The organism is Phytohalomonas tamaricis, from assembly GCF_003012345.1.
Classification (GTDB): domain Bacteria; phylum Pseudomonadota; class Gammaproteobacteria; order Pseudomonadales; family Halomonadaceae; genus Phytohalomonas; species Phytohalomonas tamaricis.
Genome location: NZ_PVRV01000024.1, coordinates 141,278 through 162,918, shown reverse-complemented (window position 1 = coordinate 162,918; position 21,641 = coordinate 141,278). Strand labels below are relative to the sequence as shown.

The window sequence follows — 21,641 nt, the reverse complement described above, 5'->3', positions numbered from 1 at the left end:
ATAGCTACTCAGGCTACCATGCGGCGGCACGCCTCGGCACAACGATGACACGCCTCGGCGCATTTTTGGCAATGCTCTGCCTCATGCTGGCTACACTCATCGCCACACTGCTGGCAGATATCGGCGCACAATGCACAAAGCTGCTTGGCATTCTGGCTATCACGCGCCATATAAGAAGCCGCTAATCTACAGATTTGGCTGCAGTCGATGTTGAGACGGATACAGTCTGCCATGTGCGCAACATTTGACTCACCAAGGCAGGAAGAAGTGCACGTATCACAGAAATCTGCACAATTATTACAGGCTTCTATACAGGCCGCATACTGTTCTGGAACCATGTTGGATCTCCTTTGAGTAGACTGGTGGACATAACGCTATACTCTGATTCTGCCGTAAGGTGTTGAACCTCCCGGTCTCTTTAAGGTAGCCAATGCCAAGAACATGACAAGATATGTGCTGGACAATGGTTATGTTAGATGCGATGAGCGACGGGATGATTAGTGTCTGCATGCGAGGTCTGTGCGCTAAAAAGGCTTGAAAAATGCCTGTTTCGTCGCCATCTAGCGTTGCAGGCAACCGTTTCGTTTCAACCGTTCAGACCTGTTTCTCTCGTGTTTTCCCCTTCGTTTCAGCATTGGTGATGCTCATCTTGAGTATGTACTGTGCGTTATAAATACGCATAACCTATCGCTGGGCATCATTTTTTGCGTCTCGAGAAGGGCACGAGGCCCAGGAATACTGACAAGGAGAGCGGCAATGACGAACACGAGCAAGACGCCAGCGCCTCATTTTGGCAAAGAAGATGTAGAACGGGTCGAGACGGAAAAGCTTCATGAAGGCTTTTTCGACTATGAGCGCAGGCATCTGCGTCATCGTCAATTCAATGGTGGTTGGAGTGAGACTATTGCGCGGGAGGTTCATGTACGTCCCGATGCCGTGGGTGTGCTGCTTTACGACCCCAAATGTGATGCCGTGGTGATGGTGGAACAGTTTCGTGCCGGTGTGGTGGGGCGTGAGCGAAGCCCTTGGCTGATTGAGCCGGTCGCGGGATTGATCGATACCGACGAGTCCCCTGAAGAAGTAGCGCGTCGGGAGGCCCAGGAAGAAGCGGGCTGCGAGGTGGCTGAGCTGATCGAGATGCCAGCGTATTATCCTAGCCCGGGCGCTTCCAGCGAGCGCGTCCAGTTGTACTGTGCATTGATTGATAGTGCCGATCTCGGTGGGGTTCACGGCCTTGAAACCGAGCACGAGGACATTCTCGTGCATGTGCTACCTTTCGCAAAAGCCTGGGAACTTCTTGAGGCGGGACATCTTGACAATGCGATGGCATTAATCTGTTTATATTGGCTTGCCCGTGAGCGGGCGAGTCTGCGTGCAAGGAGCTGACCTGTGGTGAAAACAGCATACGTCACTGATCTTAAGACCCTTCAGGAGGAAAGTACCGCTAATTTCCTGCGTCTGTTGCGCTTGCTAGGCGATGCCAAGGCTGGAGAAAAACTTGAGATTCCGCTGACGGGGCGTGAACAGCGTTTTGGCGCGCTGCATCTTGATGTGCTTGAGCGTGCGCCGTATACCACCATACTTCGTGTCTCTCAAAGTGGTGTGCTTGATGGCATCATCGACACACCTCGCATGCTCGTTCATATGTATCATGATGTGCGTATGGCAGAAGTCACGGATTTCCAGCGTGAGCGTCATTTCAAGGGCCGTTACCGTTATCCCAATGCGCGCATGCATCAGCCCGACGAGAAACTGCAGTTGAACCGCTTCCTGGGAGAATGGCTCGACCATACGTTGGCTCATGGCTATACCGTCGATGCCTGATCTCTTATAGTCCCCATATCAATATGTGGAACCTGAATGCGCCTGATCCAGATTACTGACTGTCACCTGAAGGCGGACCCCGACGCGCTTTATCGTGTTGGGCCAGCGCGTGCCCAGCTCGAAGCGGTGTTGGCACGCGTCGAACAGTTAAGTCCAGACGTGGTCATAGTGACCGGCGATGTGAGCGATGATGAATCGCCAGCGTCCTATCAGTCTGCTAGCAGGCTTTTTTCTCAGCTTGGCTGTCCTTGGTACTGGATTCCTGGCAATCACGATGCGCCGGATTTTATGCGTGAAATACGTGATATCAATGAAGTAGTCGATCTGGGCAACTGGCAATTGCTGCTGCTTGATTCGCGTTTATGTGGCCAGGCGGGTGGGGAGTTGGGGCAGGACCAGCTGCAACGTCTGGCTGCTTTGCTTGAGGAAGATGCCCGTCCGGCACTGATTGCGTTGCACCATCCTCCGGTTTCAGTAGGCTCGGCGTGGATGGATAGTATCGGCTTAAATGATCGAGAAGCTTTTTGGCAGACACTTGTGCCGTATGCGCAGGTTAAGGCTGTTCTCTTTGGTCATGTACATCATGCTTTTTCCTCATGTGAAGGCGACGTTCAGGTATATGCCGCACCGGCGACTGCAGATCAGTTTTTGCCCAAGAGTGATGATTTTGCGCTTGATGAGGCGTCACGCCCCGGATTTCGCGTAATTGAGCTTCACGGAGTGCGACTAACTACATGGGTTGAACGTGTCGACATATAACCATGTGGCCTAAAGGAATATAAGTTAATTCTTTGACGTTATGAGTGCCCATCGCTACCGTATTAGTCATAGCGTGGTATTCAAACGACGACTTTACCGATCCAAATTAAGGACACATTGCCCGGTAGCGGTGTGTCCTATCGTTATGAGAGGTTGCCGATCGCAATGCTTTCCCCTGAGCGACAGACTCATTTGAAGCAGCTCGAAGCCGAGTCGATCCATATTATCCGCGAAGTGGCGGCAGAGTTCCGCAATCCGGTCATGCTGTATTCGATCGGCAAGGACTCCTCGGTCATGTTGCACTTGGCGCGCAAGGCGTTCTATCCCGGCACACCGCCGTTTCCGCTGATGCACGTCAATACTACATGGAAATTCCATGAAATGATCGAGTTCCGTGATCGCATGGCCGCCGAGGCAGGCATGGAACTGATCGAGCATATCAACGAGGAAGGGCGTGAGGCGGGGATCAATCCGTTCGATCACGGCAGTTCCAAATATACCGATATCATGAAGACGCAGGCCCTCAAGCAGGCATTGTCGAAGCACAAGTTTGATGCGGCCTTCGGCGGTGCGCGGCGCGATGAGGAGGCGAGTCGTGCCAAGGAGCGTGTCTACTCCTTCCGTGATCGTCATCACCGCTGGGACCCTAAGAACCAGCGCCCTGAGCTGTGGAGTCTCTACAACAGCAAGGTCAACCAGGGCGAATCGATTCGTGTCTTTCCGCTGTCGAACTGGACCGAACTCGATATCTGGCAGTACATCTATCTCGAATCGATCCCCATCGTGCCGCTTTACTATGCTGCACAGCGTCCGGTAGTCGAGCGTGACGGGATGCAGATCATGGTGGATGATGATCGTCTTCCGCTTGAAGACGGTGAAGTGCCCGAGCAGAAGTGGGTACGCTTCCGGACACTCGGATGTTATCCCTTGACCGGCGCGGTGGAATCAAAAGCCGATACGCTGCCCGAGATCATTCAGGAAATGTTGCTGACGCGTACTTCAGAACGCTCCGGGCGTGCCATTGACCACGACCAGTCGGGCTCAATGGAGCGCAAGAAACGAGAAGGCTATTTCTAGACCGGCGCGGTCATCATCGGGCGTGTTGAACATCAAACGCCCGGGAATACGTTCCTCTTTCTCGTTAACAGGTTTGCAAAGGTTCCGTGACATGAGTCATTCATCTTCATTAATCGAAGAAGATATCCAGGCCTACCTCAAGGAGCACGAGGCCAAGGATCTTCTACGTTTCATTACCTGCGGCAGCGTTGATGATGGTAAGTCAACACTGATTGGCCGTTTGCTGCATGATTCCAAGATGATCTTCGAAGATCAGCTGGCGGCGATCACTCGGGATAGCAAGACGCGTGGCACCACCGGTGACAAGGTCGATCTGGCGCTTCTCGTGGATGGGTTGCAGTCCGAACGCGAGCAGGGCATCACCATTGATGTGGCCTATCGCTTCTTCTCGACAGACAAGCGCAAATTCATCATTGCCGATACGCCCGGGCACGAGCAGTACACCCGCAACATGGCCACTGGCGCGTCCACGGCGAGCCTTGCGGTCATTCTGATTGATGCCCGTTACGGTGTGCAGGTACAGACGCGTCGTCACAGTTTTATCTGTGATCTGCTTGGCATTCGCCATTTGGTGATTGCCGTTAACAAGATGGATCTGGTCGACTTCTCCGAGCAGCGTTACGAAGAAATCAAGCGTGAGTATCTTGAGTTTGCCGAAAAGCTCGATGCCGATGATATTCACTTCGTGCCGATGTCAGCGCTTGATGGCGACAACGTCGTTAACAAGAGTGACCACACGCCGTGGTACCAGGGCCAGCCGCTGCTTGATCTGCTTGAAACCGTCGAGATCGAACGCGACAAGAACCTGACCGATCTGCGTTTTCCGGTGCAGTACGTCAATCGTCCCAATCTCGATTTTCGCGGCTATGCCGGCACGCTGCAGGCCGGTGTGCTGAAACCCGGCCAGCAGATCAAGGTGTTGCCGTCGGGTAAAACATCCACGGTTGAACGACTCGTGACCTGGGACGGCGATCTGGAGGCGGCTTACCCCGGCCAGGCGATTACCGTCACGCTGAAAGACGAGATCGATATCTCACGTGGAGACTGGCTGGTCGCGGCGGACGACGAATTACCGATGTCCCATGCGCTGGTGGCCGATGTGGTGTGGATGACCGAAAAGCCGCTCGTGCCAGGACGTCAATATGACTTCAAGCTCGCTACACGCGATCTGACCGGTCAGATATCCAACATCGAGTACGGTATCGATGTTAATACGCTGGAACACTACGCGGCCGAGCAGCTGGGGTTAAACGATATCGGTCGCTGTGCTGTCGAGCTGACGCAGTCCATGGCGGTTGACACCTACAAGCGTAGCCCCGGCACCGGCAGTTTTATCATCATTGACCGCCTGACCAATATTACCGTCGGCGCGGGCATGGTGCGTAGCGCATTAGAAAGCAATGGAGGCGCGGCTACAGTGGATTGGGAAGCTTTTGAAATCGAGCTTAATGGCTTGGTGCGCAAGTACTTCCCGCATTGGCAAGCATGCGATGTGCGTGATTTATTCAACAAGCACTAATCGTGTGACAGTTTTGTAGTCAGCAAAAGCCCGGTATCCTACCGGGCTTTCTCGTTAGTCGACGGGGGCATCTGATGACCAATGTCTATGCTGAGCTGCAGCGGCTGATTAGCGCCATGCGTGCGCAGGACCCGGTGCCTTGGCAGCCACTACTGTCTGCCATGCTTGAGCGTTACCCCTGTGACGCTGCAACGTTGCTGGTCGCTGAAGGTAACGAGCTATCGCCTGTGGCGATACACGGCTTACCGGTTGACGTGCTGGGGCGCCATTTTGCGCTCGACCAGCATCCGCGTCTGGCGGTTATCGCCGAACATCCTCAAGTGTGCCGCTTTTCACCGCATGATCCGATGCCCGACCCCTTCGATGGTTTGCTGGGTGAGGTTACCAGTGAGGCAGAGGAGGCGGGAGAACAGCTTGTGCATGACTGCATCGGCGTGGCACTGCGTGATAACGATCACTTGATCGGTATGCTGACCCTCGATGCGTTAACCCCCGGTCAGTTTGACAGTATTGATCAACAAGAATTGTTGGCGATGGCTCGTTTGCTCGGCACCTGCCTGCGCCTGGCTGAGCAGCTCTCGTCGACACAGGCCCGTTTGAACGAAGCGCTTGATACCCGGCCCGTGCTGGAGCGAACCCAGGCCCTGACGGGGCAAAGTCAGGCGATGAGGCGACTGAATGAAGAGATTGCCCTCGTTACGTCTACTGATCTTAATGTACTGGTGACAGGTGAGACAGGTGTCGGCAAGGAGCGTGTCGCTCGTCAGTTGCATGACCGGTCGCGTCGGCGGAGTGGGCCGCTGGTCAAGGTGAATTGTGCGGCATTGTCTGAAACGTTGATCGAAAGTGAGCTGTTCGGCCACGTCAAGGGTGCTTTCTCGGGAGCGATGCGCGATCGTCGCGGGCACTTCGCCATGGCGGATGGCGGTACGCTGTTTCTTGATGAAATCGGTGAAATGCCAGCTGCGTTGCAGCCTAAACTGTTGCGAGTCCTGCAGGAAGGTGAGATTCAGCCGCTGGGCAGTGAGCGGGTGCGCCAAGTCGATGTCCGCGTCGTTGCCGCAACCAATCGCGACCTTGAACATGAAGTTGCGGAAGGCCGTTTTCGCGCCGATCTCTATCATCGTTTAAGCGCATATCCCCTGCGCGTCCCGCCGCTGCGTGAGCGTGACAATGATGTGTTGTTGTTGGCGGGTACATTTCTCGAAGAAAACCGTGTCCGCCTGGGACTTCGTGGATTGCGTTTGAGCCATGAAGCAGAAGCCGTGTTACGACGTTATGCTTGGCCGGGCAATGTGCGTGAGCTTGAACATGTGCTGGGGCGCTCGGCTTTAAAAGCGCGCGCGACGAGCGGTGACATGACCGTTATCCATGCCCAGCATCTCGATTTGCCGGAACAGGCCGCAAGCGAGATGGCGCCTGACATGCCACCATCGCCACTGATGGATGTGCCGCGCAAGCTATCGTTGCGTGATGAAGTCGATGCATTTCAACGTCACTATATCAGCGCAGCGCTTGAGGCGAGCAGTGGCAAATGGGCCGAGGCCGCCCGCCAGCTCGATCTTGATCCGGCCAATCTGCATCGTCTGGCGACACGCCTTGGACTCAAGTGAGGTAATGAGCCATCAAGCACGCGTAGCGATAATCACGGCCCGGCGTGGTGCGGGATGGCCTTCGACCGTGCGGCTGTGATCATGCGGATCGAGAAAGTCACGTAGCGAATGAAAGGCCATCCATTCAGTGCTGCGTTGCTCTGTAAGCGAGGTGTCCGCTTCATCGACGATGCGCACATCTCGAAAGCCTGTTCTTGTCAGCCAGTGCGCCAGTGCCTTGGCTGAGGGCAAAAAGTAGACGTTGGGCATTTGAGCGTAGCGTTCTCCGGGCACCAGCACGGTATGTTCATCGCCCTGAACGACCAACGTTTCAAGTACCAACTCACCTCCCGGGCGCAGCGTGTCGCGTAGCTGAAGAAGATGATCCAAGGGCGAGCGGCGATGATAGAGCACGCCCATCGAGAATACCGTATCAAACGCTTCGAGCTTTTCCGGGACATCCTCAATACCGACCGGTAGAAAATGGACACGGTTGCCGTCTGTGTCGCCGATAAAATGGCGCACCGCATGAAACTGGCAGTAAAAGCGCGGCGAGGGATCAATCACCAGCACGAAATGAGCGCCAGCGCCTGCCATCCGCCAGCCGTGATAACCATTGCCACCGCCCACATCAAGCACGCGCCGGCCGTTTAAGTCACTAAGGTGCGGCGCGATGCGCTGCCATTTCCAGTCCGAACGCCACTCGGTGTCAATGACAATATTACCCAATTGATAGGGCCCTTTACGCCAGGGTATCAGCGCTCGCAGCAGGTTTTCGCTCTGTTCCCGGGCGCTGGACGATAGGGCAACATTGACAGTGACAGTATCTGTATCAAGCTGGATGTGACGTTCTTTAGGCAATGTTGGTAGTTTGGCTACGGCCTTCTCCCACATCGCTAAATCGCCATGCCGTTTGCGGTCCAATCCCTTGGCAAGTTGCTGTGGCAAATGAGCAAGCCAAGTGTCGAAGCCTTGCTCTATGAACGCGTGATAAAGCGCGCGGTGGCGGACATCAAAGGCCATCGAGGGATATTCCTTTTAAAGCGAAGGGCGAACGATTAATAGGCGGCAAGGCGCATTATACGTAATCTTTGCGGCGCGCCGGCAGATATCGTCGTTATCACTCCTTGAAAGCGATCATCGACGCGAAGTTGAGATACTGAAACCACGTGTAATGGCGTTTGAAGCCAACGCGTGCCAGTCTGTCATGATGGACTGATAAGCTATCAGGGATCATGACGTCTTCGAGTGCGCTGCGTTTCTGACTGATTTCAAGATCGGAATAGCCGTTGGCACGTTTGAAATCATGATGAAGGGCATAAAGAACGTCTTCTGCTTGCGTATCATCGAAGACGACTTTCTCTGACAGGATCAGTACGCCTCCGGGTTCAAGTGTGTCGAAAAGGCGCGCAATGACATCGTCACGCTCTGCGGGGTCAAGAAATTGCAGCGTGAAATTGACGATGATCATGCCCGCCGGTCGATATGCAAGGGTGCGAATGTCACCTTCTATCACGGTAATGGCATGTTCTGGATATTCCTGGCTGAGCACGTCACGTGCGCGCTCGACCATGGCGGGTGAAAGATCGACCGCCTCGATGGTACAGGTGTCAGGAGCAACTTGCTGGCAGAGCGAGAGCGTTGACGCCCCCAGCGAACAACCCAGGTCATAAACATGGGCGCCAGTACGCAGATAGCGCTTGGCGATCACGCCGATCATGCCGATGATCTGACCGTAGCCGGGTACCGAACGTCGGATCATGTCAGGAAAGCAGCGCACCACCTGTTCATCGAATGAAAAACTCGAAACGCGGTCCAGGGGTGTCGAAAACAGTGCGTCACGGTAAGATGCGTCAGTCATTGTCCGGTACTATTAACTCGTGATTGGATAATGTTGAACTGTTTAGCGGCTCGGGTGCAGTGTTTTTGGCACGCACGCCGAGCCATGAATTTCTGGTCGGAAAGCAACAGGGACCGGGATCTGGCGGCAGCCTGAGGCTGTCGTGTCGCATCAATCATCACCCGTCAACGTGATCGAATGCGGCGCCTGGCCTTTATTGCGATGTAGTTTACGCTTCGCATTTTCCCGCTGCACGTGTAAGGAGAGCACAACCGATGTCGATTCGTGAAACAAGCGCCTGGCAGGCCCTAGAAACTCATCTGTATAAGGATATGCATGACGTACACCTGAAGCAGTTGTTTCAGGATGGACCGCGCTTTGAGCAATTTTCGCGCAGTGCGGCGGGAATTACGCTCGATTTTTCCAAACAGCGTATCAAGTCAGAAACGTTTGATAAGCTGCTTGATCTGGCGCGCGAAGCGGGCGTGCCTAAAGCTATTGAGCGGCTTTTATCGGGTGAGCGCGTCAACCATACCGAGGACCGCCCCGCGTTGCATACCGCGCTGCGTCTACCCAAGGACGCTACCCTGCATGTTGAGGGGGAGGATATTGTCGCTGCGGTGCATAAGTCGCTGGCCCGAATGGAAACGCTTGTCACCAAGCTGCATGCGGGGCAGTGGCGCGGCGCGACGGGCAAGGCGGTAACTGATGTGGTCAATCTGGGCGTGGGTGGGTCGGATCTAGGCCCGTTGATGATCACCACAGCGCTGGATGAATTCGCCGCAGACGATGTGCATGAAATCAACCTCCATTTTGCCTCGACCATCGACGGCTCCCAACTGGCCGAGGTACTGCCTCAGCTCAATCCCGAAACGACGTTGTTCATCTATTCATCCAAGTCGTTTGGCACTATTGATACAGCGGCTAATGCTCAGACGGCTGTCGACTGGCTGAAATCTATTCTGGGCGATGACGATACGCTGATCAAACGTCAGCATTTCATCGGGGTGTCTACCAAGCCTGAGAAGATGACGGAGTGGGGCATCGATCCCGAGCATCAATTGCTGTTCTGGGATTGGGTCGGTGGCCGCTATTCCCTGTGGAGCGCCATTGGTCTGCCGATCGCTCTGCGTATCGGTATGGAGGGATTCCGTCGTTTATTGGATGGTGCCCACAGGATGGATGAACATTTCCGAAGCGCACCTGTAGAGGATAATCTTCCGGTTCTGTTTGCCCTGCTGGGCATCTGGAACGTCAATTTCCTCGATATTCGTTCCCATGCCGTACTGCCTTACGATGGTCGACTCAAGCATTTACCGGGTTATTTTCAGCAGTTGGAAATGGAATCCAACGGCAAATCGGTCACTAATGAAGGTGAAAAGGTCGATTATTCCACTTGTCCTGTGCTGTGGGGTGAGATCGGTCCCAACGGCCAGCATGCGTTCTATCAACTGCTGCACCAAGGTACACAATCGGTAGCGTGCGATTTCCTGGCACCAATCGATCGGTACAGCAACGTGGAAGAGGAGGGACTGCGCAATAATCTGAAGACGCAGCATCGACTGGCATTGGCGAACTGCTTTGCTCAGTCACGAGTATTGATGTTGGGAGATGATGCAGTCTCTTCCGAAAACGAAGCCCCGATCTACAAGCGTTACCAGGGTAATCAGCCTTCTTCGACACTCTTGTTCGAACGTCTTGATCCAGAGACCCTCGGCGCGTTGGTCGCGTTATATGAGCACAAGGTTTTTGTGCAGGGGACGATATGGAACATAGATTCCTTTGACCAGTGGGGTGTGGAACTGGGCAAGCAGATCGCCAACGAGACTGATTCGATCCTGAGAAATCATGCTGGGCATGAGAACATGGACGATTCAAGTCGGCATTTGATAGAAGCGGTATGGAACCTGTCTTCACATTGATGGGATAGGAACACACGTTAAGTGCTTTTATGCTTACGGCGTAAAAGCACTGTTTATTCATACAGGTTTTGCGTTATGCTGGCGTCATGAACGATCGAATCGAGGCTGTCGATAACGTGCTGTTCCTGCACGGATTTAATAGCCATCCCACATCGCATAAAGCCATGATGACGCGTCGGGCCTGTGAGCAGGCATTGCCGCAGCCATGTTTCAGCGCGCCGTTTCTTGGCCATTGCCCTCGTGAGGCGTTGCAGACGGCTGAGCAGGCATTGACTGAGCTTACCGGCAGAACGCTAATCGTCGGCAGCTCGATGGGTGGCTTCCTGGCAACGTGTCTGGCTGAGCGCTACGATGTCGCGGCCATAGCGTTGATCAATCCGGCAGTGCGCCCATCGCGTATCGCGGCGGAGATGGTCGGCAGTGCGCACGAGAATCCTTTTACCGGTGAGCAATTCGTCATCGAGGCTCATTTCGAAGACGATCTCAAATGTCTTGAGTGTCACGTGCCCCGTATGCCGGAGCGCTATCTAGTTTTGCTGAGCACTCAGGATGAAACGCTCGATTGTCGCGATGCGTTCGCGTTGTACCGAGGCAGCCGCTTTTTGATCAGCCCCGGTGACGATCACGGTCTTAGTCAATATCCGGCATTCGTTCCGGCGGTGTTGGCCCATGGTGGGTTGACGCTGCCCGAGGGCGCTTGTTGGACCTGCGATAATCAATGACTGAAAATCTTTCATGAGCCAATACAGTGCCAGTTCCATCGAGGTCCTGTCGGGCCTCGAGCCGGTGCGCAAGCGCCCCGGCATGTATACCGATACCACGCGACCTAACCACCTTGTTCAGGAGGTGGTAGACAATAGCGTGGATGAAGCGCTGGCGGGTCATGCCAGTGAAATTACCGTTCGATTGAGAAGTGATGGTGCCATTGAGGTGACCGATAACGGTCGCGGCATGCCTATCGACATGCATCCCGAGCATGGCGTATCCGGCATTGAGTTAATCCTCACCAAGCTACATGCGGGTGGCAAGTTTTCCAATTCAAACTATCGGTTCTCGGGCGGGTTACACGGGGTCGGTGTCTCGGTCGTCAATGCACTTTCCGACCGCCTTGAAGTCGAGGTGTGTCGTCAAGGCAAGCGCTATGGCATTGCTTTCGCGCGCGGCGAAAAGATCGAAGAGTTAGCTGTTATCGGTGATTGCGCCAAGAAGGCCACCGGTACGGTAGTCCGCTTCTGGCCTGAAGAAGCATACTTCGACAGCCCCAAGATATCGCTGACGCGTCTCAAGCACCTACTACGTGCCAAGGCCGTGCTGTGCCCCGGGCTCAAAGTAAGCCTGTTCGAGGCTGATAATGCCGAGAGCGTCTGGCAGTACGAGGATGGCCTGCGTGATTATCTTGCCCAGGCCTTAGACGGCTTTGAGGTGCTGCCTGCGCAACCCTATACCGGCAGCTTTGAAGATAGCGAGCAGGCGGTTGACTGGGCGATCCAATGGTTACCGGAAGGTGGTGAGCCGGTCATGGAATCCTACGTCAACCTGATCCCGACCACGCTGGGCGGTACGCATGTCAATGGGCTTCGCTCGGGGCTTTTGGACGCGCTCAAGGACTTCTGTGACTACCGCAACCTGTTGCCTAAGAATGTCAAACTGACCGGCGATGATCTATGGGAGCGCATTTCCTTCGTGCTGTCGGTCAAGATGCATGATCCTCAGTTCGCCGGACAGACCAAGGAGCGTCTCTCTTCACGGGCGGTGGCGGGTTTTGTTTCGACCGTGGTGAAAGATGCCTTCTCGTTATGGCTCAATGAACATACTGATCAGGCCGAAAAGCTGGCTGAGCTGGTCATCAATGCCGCGCAGAAGCGCTTGCGTTCTTCCAAGAAGGTGGCGCGCAAAAAAGTCACTCAAGGTCCGGCGCTGCCCGGAAAGCTAGCGGACTGTTCAGGACAGGACCCCGCGAGGAGTGAGCTCTTTCTTGTTGAGGGCGATTCGGCCGGCGGTAGTGCCAAGCAGGCGCGTAACCGTGAGACACAGGCGATCCTGCCGCTGCGTGGCAAAATTCTCAACACTTGGGAAGTTGAGCCTCATGACGTGCTCAACTCTCAGGAGGTCCATGATATTGCCGTAGCGTTGGGGATGGACCCGGGGAGTGATGATCTCAGCAAGCTGCGTTATCACAAGATATGTATTCTCGCCGATGCTGACTCCGATGGGTTGCACATCGCCACGTTGCTGTGCGCGCTGTTCGTGCGCCACTTCCCCTCGCTGGTTGATGCCGGTCATGTATTCGTGGCCATGCCTCCGCTCTATCGCATCGATCTTGGCAAGGAAGTGCACTATGCCCTTGATGAAAGTGAGAAGGCGGCAGTACTCAAGAAGCTGGCAAGCAAGCGCGGTACACCCAACGTCCAGCGCTTCAAGGGGCTAGGTGAGATGAGCCCGATACAGCTTCGTGAAACGACCATGGCGCCGGATACGCGTCGCTTGGTGCAGCTGACGCGGGAGTTGGGCGATGAAACGAATGAGTTGCTGGATATGCTTCTTGCCAAGAAGCGTTCATCCGATCGCCGTGTCTGGCTTGAGCGTTACGGCAACAGGGCAGAGGTAGAAATTTAAGTATGGTCATGGATATTCACGTGCAGGAAGGCGATGTCGAGCGCCTGGCGCTGCGCAGCTATACCGAGAAAGCCTATCTCGATTATTCGATGTACGTCATTCTCGATCGAGCGTTGCCCAACATTGGCGACGGCATGAAGCCGGTGCAGCGTCGTATTGTCTATGCGATGCGGGAGCTTTCGCTAAATGCCAATGCCAAGTACAAGAAGTCGGCGCGTACCGTCGGCGATGTACTCGGCAAGTTCCATCCTCATGGTGACAGTGCCTGTTATGAAGCGATGGTGCTGATGGCGCAGCCATTCAGCTATCGCTATCCGCTTGTCGATGGGCAGGGTAACTGGGGTAGCCCTGACGATCCCAAGTCATTTGCAGCGATGCGCTATACCGAAGCGCGCCTTTCGCGTTTCTCCGAGATTCTTCTGACCGAGTTAGGTCAGGGTACCGTTGACTGGACACCAAATTTCGACGGTACCATCAACGAGCCGGCGGTGCTGCCGGCACGCCTCCCTCATGTACTGCTCAATGGCGGCTCGGGCATTGCAGTGGGTATGGCTACCGATATTCCGCCGCATAACGTGCGCGAAGTGGTAGAGGCGACTATTCATCGCCTGCGCCATCCTGAGGCAAGCGTCGCTGAACTATGTGAATATCTGCCAGCGCCGGATTTCCCCACTGCGGCGGAAATCATCTCCTCCAAGGATGAGCTGCTGAAGCTTTATGTCAGCGGGCGTGGCTCGGTGAAGATGCGTGCACGTTATGAGCTCGAAGATAGCGATATCGTCATCACTGCACTGCCGTATCAGGTTTCCGGTGCCAAGATTCTCGAGCAGATTGCCGCTCAGATGCAGGCTAAGAAATTGCCGATGGTCGCTGATCTGCGCGATGAGTCCAGCCACGAACAGCCGACGCGGCTAGTTATCGTACCTCGTTCGAACCGCGTCGATGTGTCGTCGCTGATGGCGCACCTGTTCGCGACCACCGATCTTGAGAAAAATACCCGCGTCAATATGAACCTGATTGGCCTGGATGGTCGGCCGCAGGTGATGTCACTGGACGTTCTTCTGGGGCAGTGGCTTGATTTCCGCCGTGCTACGGTGCGTCGTCGTCTGGAGTACCGGCTCGGCAAGGTCGAGGATCGTCTCCATCTGCTTGAAGGGTTGCTGATCGCCTATCTGAATATTGATGAGGTGATTCGCATCATCCGCGAGGAGGACGAGCCCAAGGCGTCGCTAATCGCTTCATTCGGGCTAACGGAGCGTCAGGCTGAGGCAATCCTCGAGTTGCGTCTAAGGCACTTGGCTCGACTTGAGGAAATGAAGCTCAAGTCCGAGCAGAAGGAGCTCGAAAAGGAGCGTAAGCGGCTCAACAAGCTTCTCGGCAGCGAAAAGGCAATGACCGATCTGATCGAGAAGGAGCTGCGCGAGGACGCCGAAACCTACGGTGATGAACGGCGTAGCCCGTTGGTTGAACGTGAAGAGGCCAAAGCGCTGTCAGAAGTCGAGCTGATGGGCGCCGATCCGATTACCGTCGTGCTATCCGAGAAGGGCTGGATTCGTAGTGCCAAGGGCCATGATATTGATCCGCTGAGTCTATCCTACAAAGCTGGGGATAAATTTGCCTTTGCGGCGCGGGGTAAATCCAACCAACCGCTTGTGCTGCTTGATGATAGCGGGCGTACCTATACGCTACCGGCGCATCAACTACCTTCGGCGCGCAGCCAGGGAGAACCCGTGTCTGGGCGGGTTAATCCACCGGCTGGCTCACAGATGATGGGCGTCATGCTGGCACCCCCCGAGACACGCTATCTGTTGGCCAGCGATGCGGGTTATGGCTTTATCGCCAAACTTGAAGACATGATCGGGCGCAGCAAGTCGGGCAAGGCAGTATTAAGCGTGCCCAAGGGATGCAATGTACTACCCCCTCAGCCGCTCATCACTGATGAGGCTGCGCGTATAGCGTTGGTGACTAATGAAGGGCGCCTGCTGGTATTTGCTCCGTCTGCGCTACCGGAGATGAATAAAGGTAAAGGTATCAAGATGATTGATATTCCAGGCGCTCGGTCTGCTGCACGTGAGGAGTTCGTGCATGATTTAGTGATTCTCCCTGCAGGCGCGTCTTTGATCATTCACGCGGGTAAGCGAAAAACGACGCTGAAGCCTAATGATATCGATTATTATCTAGGCGAATGCGGGCGTCGGGGGAGCAAATTGCCGCGTGGCTTCCAGAAAGTAAACCGGCTGGAAGTTGAGGTACGTGATTAACGTCGCTCCTCATCCGAGCAATGACATCACCTGATCACTATTTTGAATGCCGTTAACGGAAACGACATGACCCAACGCCTTTTGGTTCGTGCTACTGGCACGGCGCATCCTGGCCAGCTGGCTGAGTTAGGCCAAGCGCTTGCACAGGCAGGCACTCGCTTGCTCGATATCAATCAAAGCGTCACGTTTGATTGCGTGACGCTCGAAGCCTTGGTTGCGTTCGATGGGGAAAACCGTCAGCAGCTTACGACAGCACTGGAAACATTCAGGGCTTTGGCGGGTTTGGATGTTCAGTTTATTGAAGTGGGTGACAAGGAGTATGCGCGCTGGAGCGCAGCGACAGGCTATCCACGCCTTATCTTGACCTTGCTTGCGCCACGCCTGCCTGCAAGTGTACTCACCGAGGTAGGGCGGCTGACGTCGTCATACGGATTGACGATTGAGCTGATCCATCGGCTGTCAGGACGAGAAGGGCTTGATGGCGAAGTGCCAGAAGGAGGTGCTTGCATCGAGTGCTGGTTGCGAGGCGACATGCTGGCTAGTCCGGTCGATCTCGAGGGCCTGCGACGCAACGCCCTGACGATAGGCGCTGAGCATGGTGTCGATATCGCCCTGCAAGAGGATAATATCTGGCGTCGTCACCGCCGTCTGGTCTGCTTTGATATGGATTCTACGCTGATCAAGGCTGAAGTGATTGATGAGCTGGCGCGGCGTCACGGCGTTGGTGATGAGGTAGCAGAAGTCACCGAACGGGCAATGCGTGGTGAGCTTGATTTCCAGCAGAGTTTCCGCGAAAGGATGAGCAAACTGAAAGGGCTGGATGAATCTGTACTGCAGCAGATCGCTGAAGAGCTCCCGCTGATGGATGGTGCCGAAGTACTGCTCAAGCAGCTCAAGCGCTTGGGCTATCGCACCGCAATCTTGTCTGGTGGTTTTACTTATTTTGCCCGTTACCTGCAGCAACGGCTTGGTTTCGATGAAGTGCATGCCAATGAACTGGTTATCGAAAATGGCAAGGTGACCGGTGAGGTGCAGGAGCCGATACTGGATGCTGAACGCAAGGCATTCTTGCTCAAGGAAATTGCTGCGCGTGAAGGTATTCGCATGGAGCAGACGATTGCCGTGGGTGATGGCGCTAATGACCTGAAAATGCTGGCGGAAGCCGGGTTGGGAATCGCTTTTCGAGCCAAGCCATTGGTGCGTGAGCAGGCGCGACATTCGATATCTACGCTGGGGCTCGACGCGGTCTTGTATCTGCTTGGCTATCGCTATAGTGATCTGGTTCACTCTGAATCCGACAGTTAAGCATTACAAAAAGACTTCTCTTAAAAACCCGGCTTCTGCCGGGTTTTTTGCTGACAGCATCGCGATAAAGGTGTCCGTAGGTGATGTAGCCTGATGTAGGTTTATTGTTGTGCATGTTTCAAGGTGCACTCAACAGCGCCGATAGAATGTCTGATGTTTCGGCCACGCCCGCATGCACAATTACATTGAACTTGAACCTAATATGCCTAACTCCAAATCACGTACGATCGAAATCATTGATCCTAATCATGTCGCTTCTACACTTCGTGCCCTGATGGACAGTATCTGCGATATCACTGTCAAATTTGACGATACACCAGTTCACTACCCCGTATCGCTTACGTCTATTGATCGTGATAAGCATTTTTTAATGCTTGATGTTGCGAATCTTTCGGATGTAATGGAAAGACTGACGGCGAATGCTTCCTTTACTCTTCATGCCAAGGAGGCGTCAGGAACACTTAGCTTCGATATGCTGGCAGCCAAGGAAGTGGAGCGGCGAGGTGAGAGTATTGAGTTTAGATGCTGTATGCCTACTCGTCTTGTCGTTACGCGCAAGCGAGGCGTGTTTCGCGCCCAGCTGACGGAAAGCATGTGCACTAGTACCAGGTTATCTCTGTTCGTCGTTGATAACGCTGCGCCGGTAAAGGGTAAGTTAAAGAATTTGTCGCTTGGGGGATGTTTGGTGGAAGTGTCGAAACAGGATGCCGGCACTTTACACATCGGACAGAATATTCGTCGCGTGCAGGCTTTGTTTCCTAATGGGGATAATTTCCATGAAGCCGGCAAGATTAGCCATATGCACGATGCTGAGCAGGGCGAAACAGCGCTGATCGGGATTAAATTTGTGCCAGCGTCTAAAGAGTTCGAACGTAAATTGTGGTATTTCGTTCGGGAGATTGAACGTGAAGCTGCGCGTCAGAATGCAGAAAGTGCAACGCTTCTATGGCCTTCGAAACTGTTTGATTACGACGGTGAGTACGTTTTCTCCTAACCGCGTCATCTTGTTCCTAGCCTTGGCGCGAAGGTGCAGCTCGATCGATGGGCCATGACTTTCCCACCGCTCAAGTATTTCACCGTGGTGGAGTAAAGAAGCCGTTGATGGCAGGCTTCTTTACCTTCGGTGTATTTGACTGCCGCCCTTGGCAGCGTCTGTCGGCTTACAGCGTACGCTTGCGATAACTGGCTTTTTCGATATCAGTGATTTCTACTGCTATCTCGATATCTGTAGGGCAGGCTTTATCCAAAGCGGCGAACAGAGCATCGCTGAGGGCCGCCTTCTGTTCTGTGCTGCGTCCTTCAAACATATGAACACACACCTGCAGGAATTCCGCTTTTTCACCCGCTGTGCGCGCATAGGTAAAAGGCCGAGCATATACTTTGATGGCTGAGCGTTGAAAGATACCGGTGGCCAGAGCACTTTCATGTAGCGCATCAAGCAGGCTTTCAATATTAATTCGAGCGTCGAGTGTCTTGGAGTAGTCAATAACAATATTGGGCACGGTTAAACCTCATGAAAACAAGTTTGCCCTCAGCTTACTCTCATTTTTAACGATACGCTTCACGGGCTACCAAGCGCGTGCTATCTCCCTGATAGTTAGGTTCTCAAGTGTCTGACGACATCCGACACGTGTTAATAGGCGAAGTATTAGGCCTGATTTACTAACCTTGGGGAGTGGGCTTGCCACGTTAGACTTTTCAATAGTGGAGCATCGACATGAAAGCTGTTTTTCCTGATACGCGTCATTATGGCGTCATGCCGCCGCATATCCTTGAGCGATTGATCGAGCATGGTGGCGATCGTTTACGTCATAGTGCCTTGACTACGCAGAGCCTCGATCAGAGCTTACGTACCAGCAAGGCTATTGAGGTCACGGCATTGCACCGCCGCAGTCAGCTTAATGAGATTCAACGCTTCATTTATGATGCAAAAAATACTATGGAGCTGCCGGGAGTGTTGATTCGTCAGGAAAACAGCGCGGCGAGTGGTGACATTGCCGTTGATGAAGCGTACGAATACCTGGGCGCAACCTGGAACTTCTTCAAGGATATTTTCGAGCGTAATTCGATTGATAACCAAGGGCTGCCACTGGTAGGAACGGTACATTACGGACACGATTACGAAAATGCTTTTTGGAACAGCCAACAGATGGTATTCGGCGATGGTGATGGCGAAATATTCAACCGCTTTACTATTTCTCTCGATATCATCGGTCATGAGCTTACCCATGGGGTGACCGAGAGTGAGGCCAATCTGGTGTATTACAACCAGCCTGGTGCGTTGAACGAGTCAATTTCAGATGTGTTCGGCTCACTGGTCAAGCAGTATCACCATCAACAGACTGCCGAGCAGGCTAACTGGATTATAGGCGAGGAGCTTCTGACCGAACGTGTTAATGGTATTGGGCTGCGCTCAATGGCCGAGCCAGGCACGGCTTATGACGACCCCGTGCTGGGCAAGGATCCACAGCCCGGGCATATGGATAACTATATCGAGACGCGCGAGGATAACGGCGGTGTCCATCTCAATTCAGGGATACCCAACCGGGCGTTTTATCTCGTCGCCACAGCGATTGGCGGTTATGCTTGGGAAAAGGCGGGGCGTATCTGGTACGCAACATTGACCGATCGCCAATTACCCAATGATGCCGACTTTCAAACGTTTGCACGCTTGACCCAGACTCATGCCGAGCGTCTTTATGGGCGTGGCAGCGAGTATGAGGCCGTGCTGGCCGGTTGGCGAGGTGTCGGAGTAGCTATATGAGTCGATTCGACGAACTCGACGTCGATGCATTGGTAAAACTATCTCGCGAGGGTGGGGTGGCTTATATGCCTACCCTCGCCAGACCGCGAGCGATTGATTTTCAGCGCTGCAGCAGCAATCAGCGCCGTTTCGTTTGTGACATACTGGCGCGCGCCGAACAGGCCGCTAGTCATGATTCGGTAGGTAAAGGTGATCAGCGCTACTTCCGCATTGAAGTGCGTAAGCGCCGCGATGAGGAACGTCCGGATATAGAGCTCAGCGTGCCAGAGCAATGCGCCCCTCAGGAATTAGTGTCGCTCTGGCTGCGCGGTATGGATGAAGCGCCTTCCTGAGGGCTACCCACTGATTTCCTGGATAGACCAGTTTGTTCATTAACAATCGCTTGGATCGTCCATGAGGATATGATCAGTTACGGAAAGCGGCATATTCAGAACAAAGGCGTCTTGGAGTTTTCCCCAGGTATTTCACGTACCAGCCGTGGCATCAGAAAGCCTGGTAGTTCAGCACGCAGCGCATCCACCAGTGCAATTGCCTCATCGTCACCAACATCAAAATGCGCCGCACCCGCCACCGGGTCGAAGGCGTGAAGATAGTAGGGTAGTATTCCCGCCTCGAACAATGCCTCTGACAGTGCCGCAAGCGCTGGGACTGAATCATTGACACCTCGCAGAATTACACTCTGATTGAATAGCGTGACGCCAGCCTCCTTGAGTCGCTGGCAGGCAGTGCGCACGGCTTCGTCGATTTCATTGGCATGATTGATATGCAAGACCATGATCTTCTGCAGCCGCGAACGCGAAAGCCAGGCGAGAAGGTGGCTGTCGACGCGCTCAGGGATTACTACGGGCAAGCGGGTATGGACACGCAACCGTTTAAGATGCGTAATCGATGCTAGCTCATCGGCGAGCCAAGCCAGCCGTTTGTCGCTTGAGGCCAGTGGGTCACCGCCGGACAGAATGGCTTCGATAATGTTTGAATCGCTGCGTATATAGTCGAGAATGTCTTGCCACTGGGCCTTGGATGGCAGGTTATCGCCATAAGGAAAATGACGCCGGAAGCAGTAACGACAGTTAATCGCGCAGGCGCCGCTGCCAATCAATAGCACGCGGTTATGGTATTTGTGGATCAGACCGGGACGCGGCGTATGTTCTGCCTCTGCGAGAGGATCAGTGACGAAGCCCTCGATGGCATCTGTTTCTGCGCCAATCGGCAACACCTGGCGTAGTAGGGGATCGTCAGGATCACCATGGCGGATGCGGGCGAGATAGGCATGCGGAACCCGGATGGAAAACAGGGCATGGCCCTGGGTAGCACCTGGTAGTAGTGAGCTGTCAAGACCGAGCGTCTTGAGCAGAAGCTGCGGATCACGAATGGCGTCGCGAAGCTGTTCGGGCCAGGTGGCAGTAGTAACGGCCTGCACACTGATCGAGGTTCGGGTTATCATCGGCACACTTTTATTAAGAAATCTTCAGCAGGCGCTGATATGGCGCTTTGAAATAGTCACGTTCGATGCCATCAGGGCATCGATCCACAAGTGAGGCATTATGGCGAACTATTCTACCAACGAATTCAAGGCTGGTCTGAAAGTGATGCTCGACGGTGATCCTTGTAACATCGTCGAGAACGAATTCGTCAAACCGGGCAAGGGGCAGGCGTTCAACCGTGTACGCCTGCGCAACCTGATGACCGGCCGCGTCTGGGAGCGCACGTTCAAGTCCGGCGAAACGCTGGAAGGCGCTGACGTCATGGATATCGACATGGAGTACCTCTATAACGATGGCGAGATGTGGTACTTCATGAAGGTCGATGGTTCCTTTGAACAGTATGCTGCTGACAAGAAAGCTATCGGCGATAATGAGAAGTGGCTCAAGGAACAGGTCAGCTACATTATTACGCTGTGGAACGATAACCCGATTTCGGTATCGCCGCCTAATTTCATTGAACTCGAAGTCGTCGAGACCGACCCGGGCCTGAAGGGAGATACCGCCAACGGGGGTTCCAAACCGGCCAAGCTTTCTACTGGTGCGGTGGTTCGTGTACCTCTGTTCATCAACGAAGGTGAGGTACTCAAGGTCGATACGCGCAGCGGCGATTACGTTGGCCGCGCGTGATAGAGTGACGCTTGACAAACGCCGGGCTTTTGCTCGGCGTTTTGTTATCCG

At 54.1% G+C, this 21,641-nt stretch carries 20 protein-coding genes; 15 read left to right on the top strand and 5 right to left on the bottom strand.

Going from position 1 to position 21,641, the window contains the following annotated elements:
- Nucleotides 1–8: 8 nt before the first annotated feature.
- On the bottom strand, nucleotides 9–170 hold the full coding sequence (locus C3Z11_RS17205; protein ID WP_317450680.1) for a four-helix bundle copper-binding protein: 162 nt from the start codon (nucleotides 168–170) through the stop codon (nucleotides 9–11).
- Nucleotides 171–756: 586 nt separating this feature from the next.
- Between C3Z11_RS17205 and C3Z11_RS14575 the strand changes: the two genes are divergently transcribed.
- The 6 genes from C3Z11_RS14575 to norR all read left to right on the top strand — a co-directional run bounded on the left by C3Z11_RS14575 (nucleotide 757) and on the right by norR (nucleotide 6,792).
- Complete coding sequence (locus C3Z11_RS14575) at nucleotides 757–1,386, top strand: NUDIX domain-containing protein (RefSeq protein ID WP_106478684.1); 630 nt, start codon at nucleotides 757–759, stop codon at nucleotides 1,384–1,386.
- Nucleotides 1,387–1,389: 3 nt separating this feature from the next.
- Entirely contained in the window at nucleotides 1,390–1,824 is a 435-nt protein-coding gene (locus C3Z11_RS14570; protein ID WP_106478683.1) for a DUF1249 domain-containing protein, read from the top strand.
- Between the two features lie 36 nt (nucleotides 1,825–1,860).
- On the top strand, nucleotides 1,861–2,583 hold the full coding sequence (locus C3Z11_RS14565; protein ID WP_106478682.1) for a phosphodiesterase: 723 nt from the start codon (nucleotides 1,861–1,863) through the stop codon (nucleotides 2,581–2,583).
- A gap of 165 nt (nucleotides 2,584–2,748) precedes the next feature.
- Nucleotides 2,749–3,660 (top strand): sulfate adenylyltransferase subunit CysD, encoded by a 912-nt coding sequence (gene cysD / locus C3Z11_RS14560; RefSeq protein WP_106478681.1) that lies wholly within the window; start codon nucleotides 2,749–2,751, stop codon nucleotides 3,658–3,660.
- A gap of 91 nt (nucleotides 3,661–3,751) precedes the next feature.
- Nucleotides 3,752–5,179 (top strand): sulfate adenylyltransferase subunit CysN, encoded by a 1,428-nt coding sequence (gene cysN / locus C3Z11_RS14555; protein ID WP_106478680.1) that lies wholly within the window; start codon nucleotides 3,752–3,754, stop codon nucleotides 5,177–5,179.
- Nucleotides 5,180–5,253: 74 nt separating this feature from the next.
- A complete protein-coding gene (gene norR, locus C3Z11_RS14550; RefSeq protein ID WP_106478679.1) occupies nucleotides 5,254–6,792 on the top strand; it encodes a nitric oxide reductase transcriptional regulator NorR in 1,539 nt (512 codons plus the stop codon).
- A 12-nt stretch (nucleotides 6,793–6,804) separates the two neighbouring features.
- Here the strand turns inward: norR and cmoB are convergent, their stop codons facing one another.
- Nucleotides 6,805–7,794, bottom strand: a complete 990-nt coding sequence (gene cmoB, locus C3Z11_RS14545) for a tRNA 5-methoxyuridine(34)/uridine 5-oxyacetic acid(34) synthase CmoB (RefSeq protein WP_106478678.1) — start codon at nucleotides 7,792–7,794, stop codon at nucleotides 6,805–6,807.
- 97 nt (nucleotides 7,795–7,891) lie between these two features.
- On the bottom strand, nucleotides 7,892–8,632 hold the full coding sequence (cmoA, locus tag C3Z11_RS14540) for a carboxy-S-adenosyl-L-methionine synthase CmoA (protein ID WP_106478677.1): 741 nt from the start codon (nucleotides 8,630–8,632) through the stop codon (nucleotides 7,892–7,894).
- Nucleotides 8,633–8,886: 254 nt separating this feature from the next.
- Here cmoA and pgi point away from each other — a divergent pair, with 254 nt between their 5' ends.
- The 6 genes from pgi to C3Z11_RS14510 all read left to right on the top strand — a co-directional run bounded on the left by pgi (nucleotide 8,887) and on the right by C3Z11_RS14510 (nucleotide 17,709).
- Nucleotides 8,887–10,533, top strand: a complete 1,647-nt coding sequence (gene pgi, locus C3Z11_RS14535) for a glucose-6-phosphate isomerase (protein ID WP_106478676.1) — start codon at nucleotides 8,887–8,889, stop codon at nucleotides 10,531–10,533.
- Between the two features lie 86 nt (nucleotides 10,534–10,619).
- Nucleotides 10,620–11,255 (top strand): YqiA/YcfP family alpha/beta fold hydrolase, encoded by a 636-nt coding sequence (locus tag C3Z11_RS14530; RefSeq protein WP_106478675.1) that lies wholly within the window; start codon nucleotides 10,620–10,622, stop codon nucleotides 11,253–11,255.
- A 13-nt stretch (nucleotides 11,256–11,268) separates the two neighbouring features.
- Nucleotides 11,269–13,149, top strand: a complete 1,881-nt coding sequence (gene parE, locus C3Z11_RS14525; protein WP_106478674.1) for a DNA topoisomerase IV subunit B — start codon at nucleotides 11,269–11,271, stop codon at nucleotides 13,147–13,149.
- A gap of 2 nt (nucleotides 13,150–13,151) precedes the next feature.
- Complete coding sequence (parC, locus tag C3Z11_RS14520; protein WP_106478673.1) at nucleotides 13,152–15,410, top strand: DNA topoisomerase IV subunit A; 2,259 nt, start codon at nucleotides 13,152–13,154, stop codon at nucleotides 15,408–15,410.
- Nucleotides 15,411–15,476: 66 nt separating this feature from the next.
- A complete protein-coding gene (gene serB / locus C3Z11_RS14515; RefSeq protein ID WP_106478672.1) occupies nucleotides 15,477–16,715 on the top strand; it encodes a phosphoserine phosphatase SerB in 1,239 nt (412 codons plus the stop codon).
- A gap of 202 nt (nucleotides 16,716–16,917) precedes the next feature.
- Nucleotides 16,918–17,709 (top strand): flagellar brake protein, encoded by a 792-nt coding sequence (locus tag C3Z11_RS14510; RefSeq protein ID WP_158701053.1) that lies wholly within the window; start codon nucleotides 16,918–16,920, stop codon nucleotides 17,707–17,709.
- A gap of 166 nt (nucleotides 17,710–17,875) precedes the next feature.
- Here C3Z11_RS14510 and C3Z11_RS14505 read toward each other — a convergent pair whose 3' ends face one another.
- Nucleotides 17,876–18,217: a 5-carboxymethyl-2-hydroxymuconate Delta-isomerase gene (locus C3Z11_RS14505; RefSeq protein WP_106478670.1), complete on the bottom strand. Its 342-nt coding sequence runs from the start codon at nucleotides 18,215–18,217 to the stop codon at nucleotides 17,876–17,878.
- A 215-nt stretch (nucleotides 18,218–18,432) separates the two neighbouring features.
- On the opposite strand from C3Z11_RS14505, the gene C3Z11_RS14500 reads away from it, so the two are divergent.
- The gene (locus tag C3Z11_RS14500) at nucleotides 18,433–19,479 is read left to right on the top strand and encodes a M4 family metallopeptidase (protein ID WP_106478669.1); all 1,047 of its coding nucleotides are present in this window, start codon (nucleotides 18,433–18,435) and stop codon (nucleotides 19,477–19,479) included.
- Nucleotides 19,476–19,811: a protealysin inhibitor emfourin gene (locus tag C3Z11_RS14495; protein ID WP_106478668.1), complete on the top strand. Its 336-nt coding sequence runs from the start codon at nucleotides 19,476–19,478 to the stop codon at nucleotides 19,809–19,811. Before C3Z11_RS14500 ends, C3Z11_RS14495 begins: the two co-directional genes overlap by 4 nt.
- Nucleotides 19,812–19,906: 95 nt before the next feature.
- Here the strand turns inward: C3Z11_RS14495 and epmB are convergent, their stop codons facing one another.
- The gene (epmB, locus tag C3Z11_RS14490) at nucleotides 19,907–20,923 is read right to left on the bottom strand and encodes an EF-P beta-lysylation protein EpmB (RefSeq protein ID WP_106478667.1); all 1,017 of its coding nucleotides are present in this window, start codon (nucleotides 20,921–20,923) and stop codon (nucleotides 19,907–19,909) included.
- Nucleotides 20,924–21,023: 100 nt separating this feature from the next.
- Between epmB and efp the strand changes: the two genes are divergently transcribed.
- The gene (efp, locus tag C3Z11_RS14485; RefSeq protein WP_106478666.1) at nucleotides 21,024–21,590 is read left to right on the top strand and encodes an elongation factor P; all 567 of its coding nucleotides are present in this window, start codon (nucleotides 21,024–21,026) and stop codon (nucleotides 21,588–21,590) included.
- Nucleotides 21,591–21,641: the final 51 nt, after the last annotated feature.

Coding starts and splice junctions, on each gene's coding strand:
- efp (WP_106478666.1), top strand. CDS start 21,024: ATGGCGAACTATTCTACCAACGAATTCAAGGCTGGTCTGAAAGTGATG.
- C3Z11_RS14510 (WP_158701053.1), top strand. CDS start 16,918: ATGCCTAACTCCAAATCACGTACGATCGAAATCATTGATCCTAATCAT.
- cmoB (WP_106478678.1), bottom strand. CDS start 7,794: ATGGCCTTTGATGTCCGCCACCGCGCGCTTTATCACGCGTTCATAGAG.
- cysD (WP_106478681.1), top strand. CDS start 2,749: ATGCTTTCCCCTGAGCGACAGACTCATTTGAAGCAGCTCGAAGCCGAG.
- pgi (WP_106478676.1), top strand. CDS start 8,887: ATGTCGATTCGTGAAACAAGCGCCTGGCAGGCCCTAGAAACTCATCTG.
- C3Z11_RS14495 (WP_106478668.1), top strand. CDS start 19,476: ATGAGTCGATTCGACGAACTCGACGTCGATGCATTGGTAAAACTATCT.
- C3Z11_RS14575 (WP_106478684.1), top strand. CDS start 757: ATGACGAACACGAGCAAGACGCCAGCGCCTCATTTTGGCAAAGAAGAT.
- serB (WP_106478672.1), top strand. CDS start 15,477: ATGACCCAACGCCTTTTGGTTCGTGCTACTGGCACGGCGCATCCTGGC.
- parC (WP_106478673.1), top strand. CDS start 13,152: ATGGTCATGGATATTCACGTGCAGGAAGGCGATGTCGAGCGCCTGGCG.
- cmoA (WP_106478677.1), bottom strand. CDS start 8,632: ATGACTGACGCATCTTACCGTGACGCACTGTTTTCGACACCCCTGGAC.
- C3Z11_RS14530 (WP_106478675.1), top strand. CDS start 10,620: ATGAACGATCGAATCGAGGCTGTCGATAACGTGCTGTTCCTGCACGGA.
- C3Z11_RS14565 (WP_106478682.1), top strand. CDS start 1,861: ATGCGCCTGATCCAGATTACTGACTGTCACCTGAAGGCGGACCCCGAC.
- C3Z11_RS14500 (WP_106478669.1), top strand. CDS start 18,433: ATGAAAGCTGTTTTTCCTGATACGCGTCATTATGGCGTCATGCCGCCG.
- norR (WP_106478679.1), top strand. CDS start 5,254: ATGACCAATGTCTATGCTGAGCTGCAGCGGCTGATTAGCGCCATGCGT.
- parE (WP_106478674.1), top strand. CDS start 11,269: ATGAGCCAATACAGTGCCAGTTCCATCGAGGTCCTGTCGGGCCTCGAG.
- C3Z11_RS17205 (WP_317450680.1), bottom strand. CDS start 170: ATGGCGCGTGATAGCCAGAATGCCAAGCAGCTTTGTGCATTGTGCGCC.
- cysN (WP_106478680.1), top strand. CDS start 3,752: ATGAGTCATTCATCTTCATTAATCGAAGAAGATATCCAGGCCTACCTC.
- epmB (WP_106478667.1), bottom strand. CDS start 20,923: ATGATAACCCGAACCTCGATCAGTGTGCAGGCCGTTACTACTGCCACC.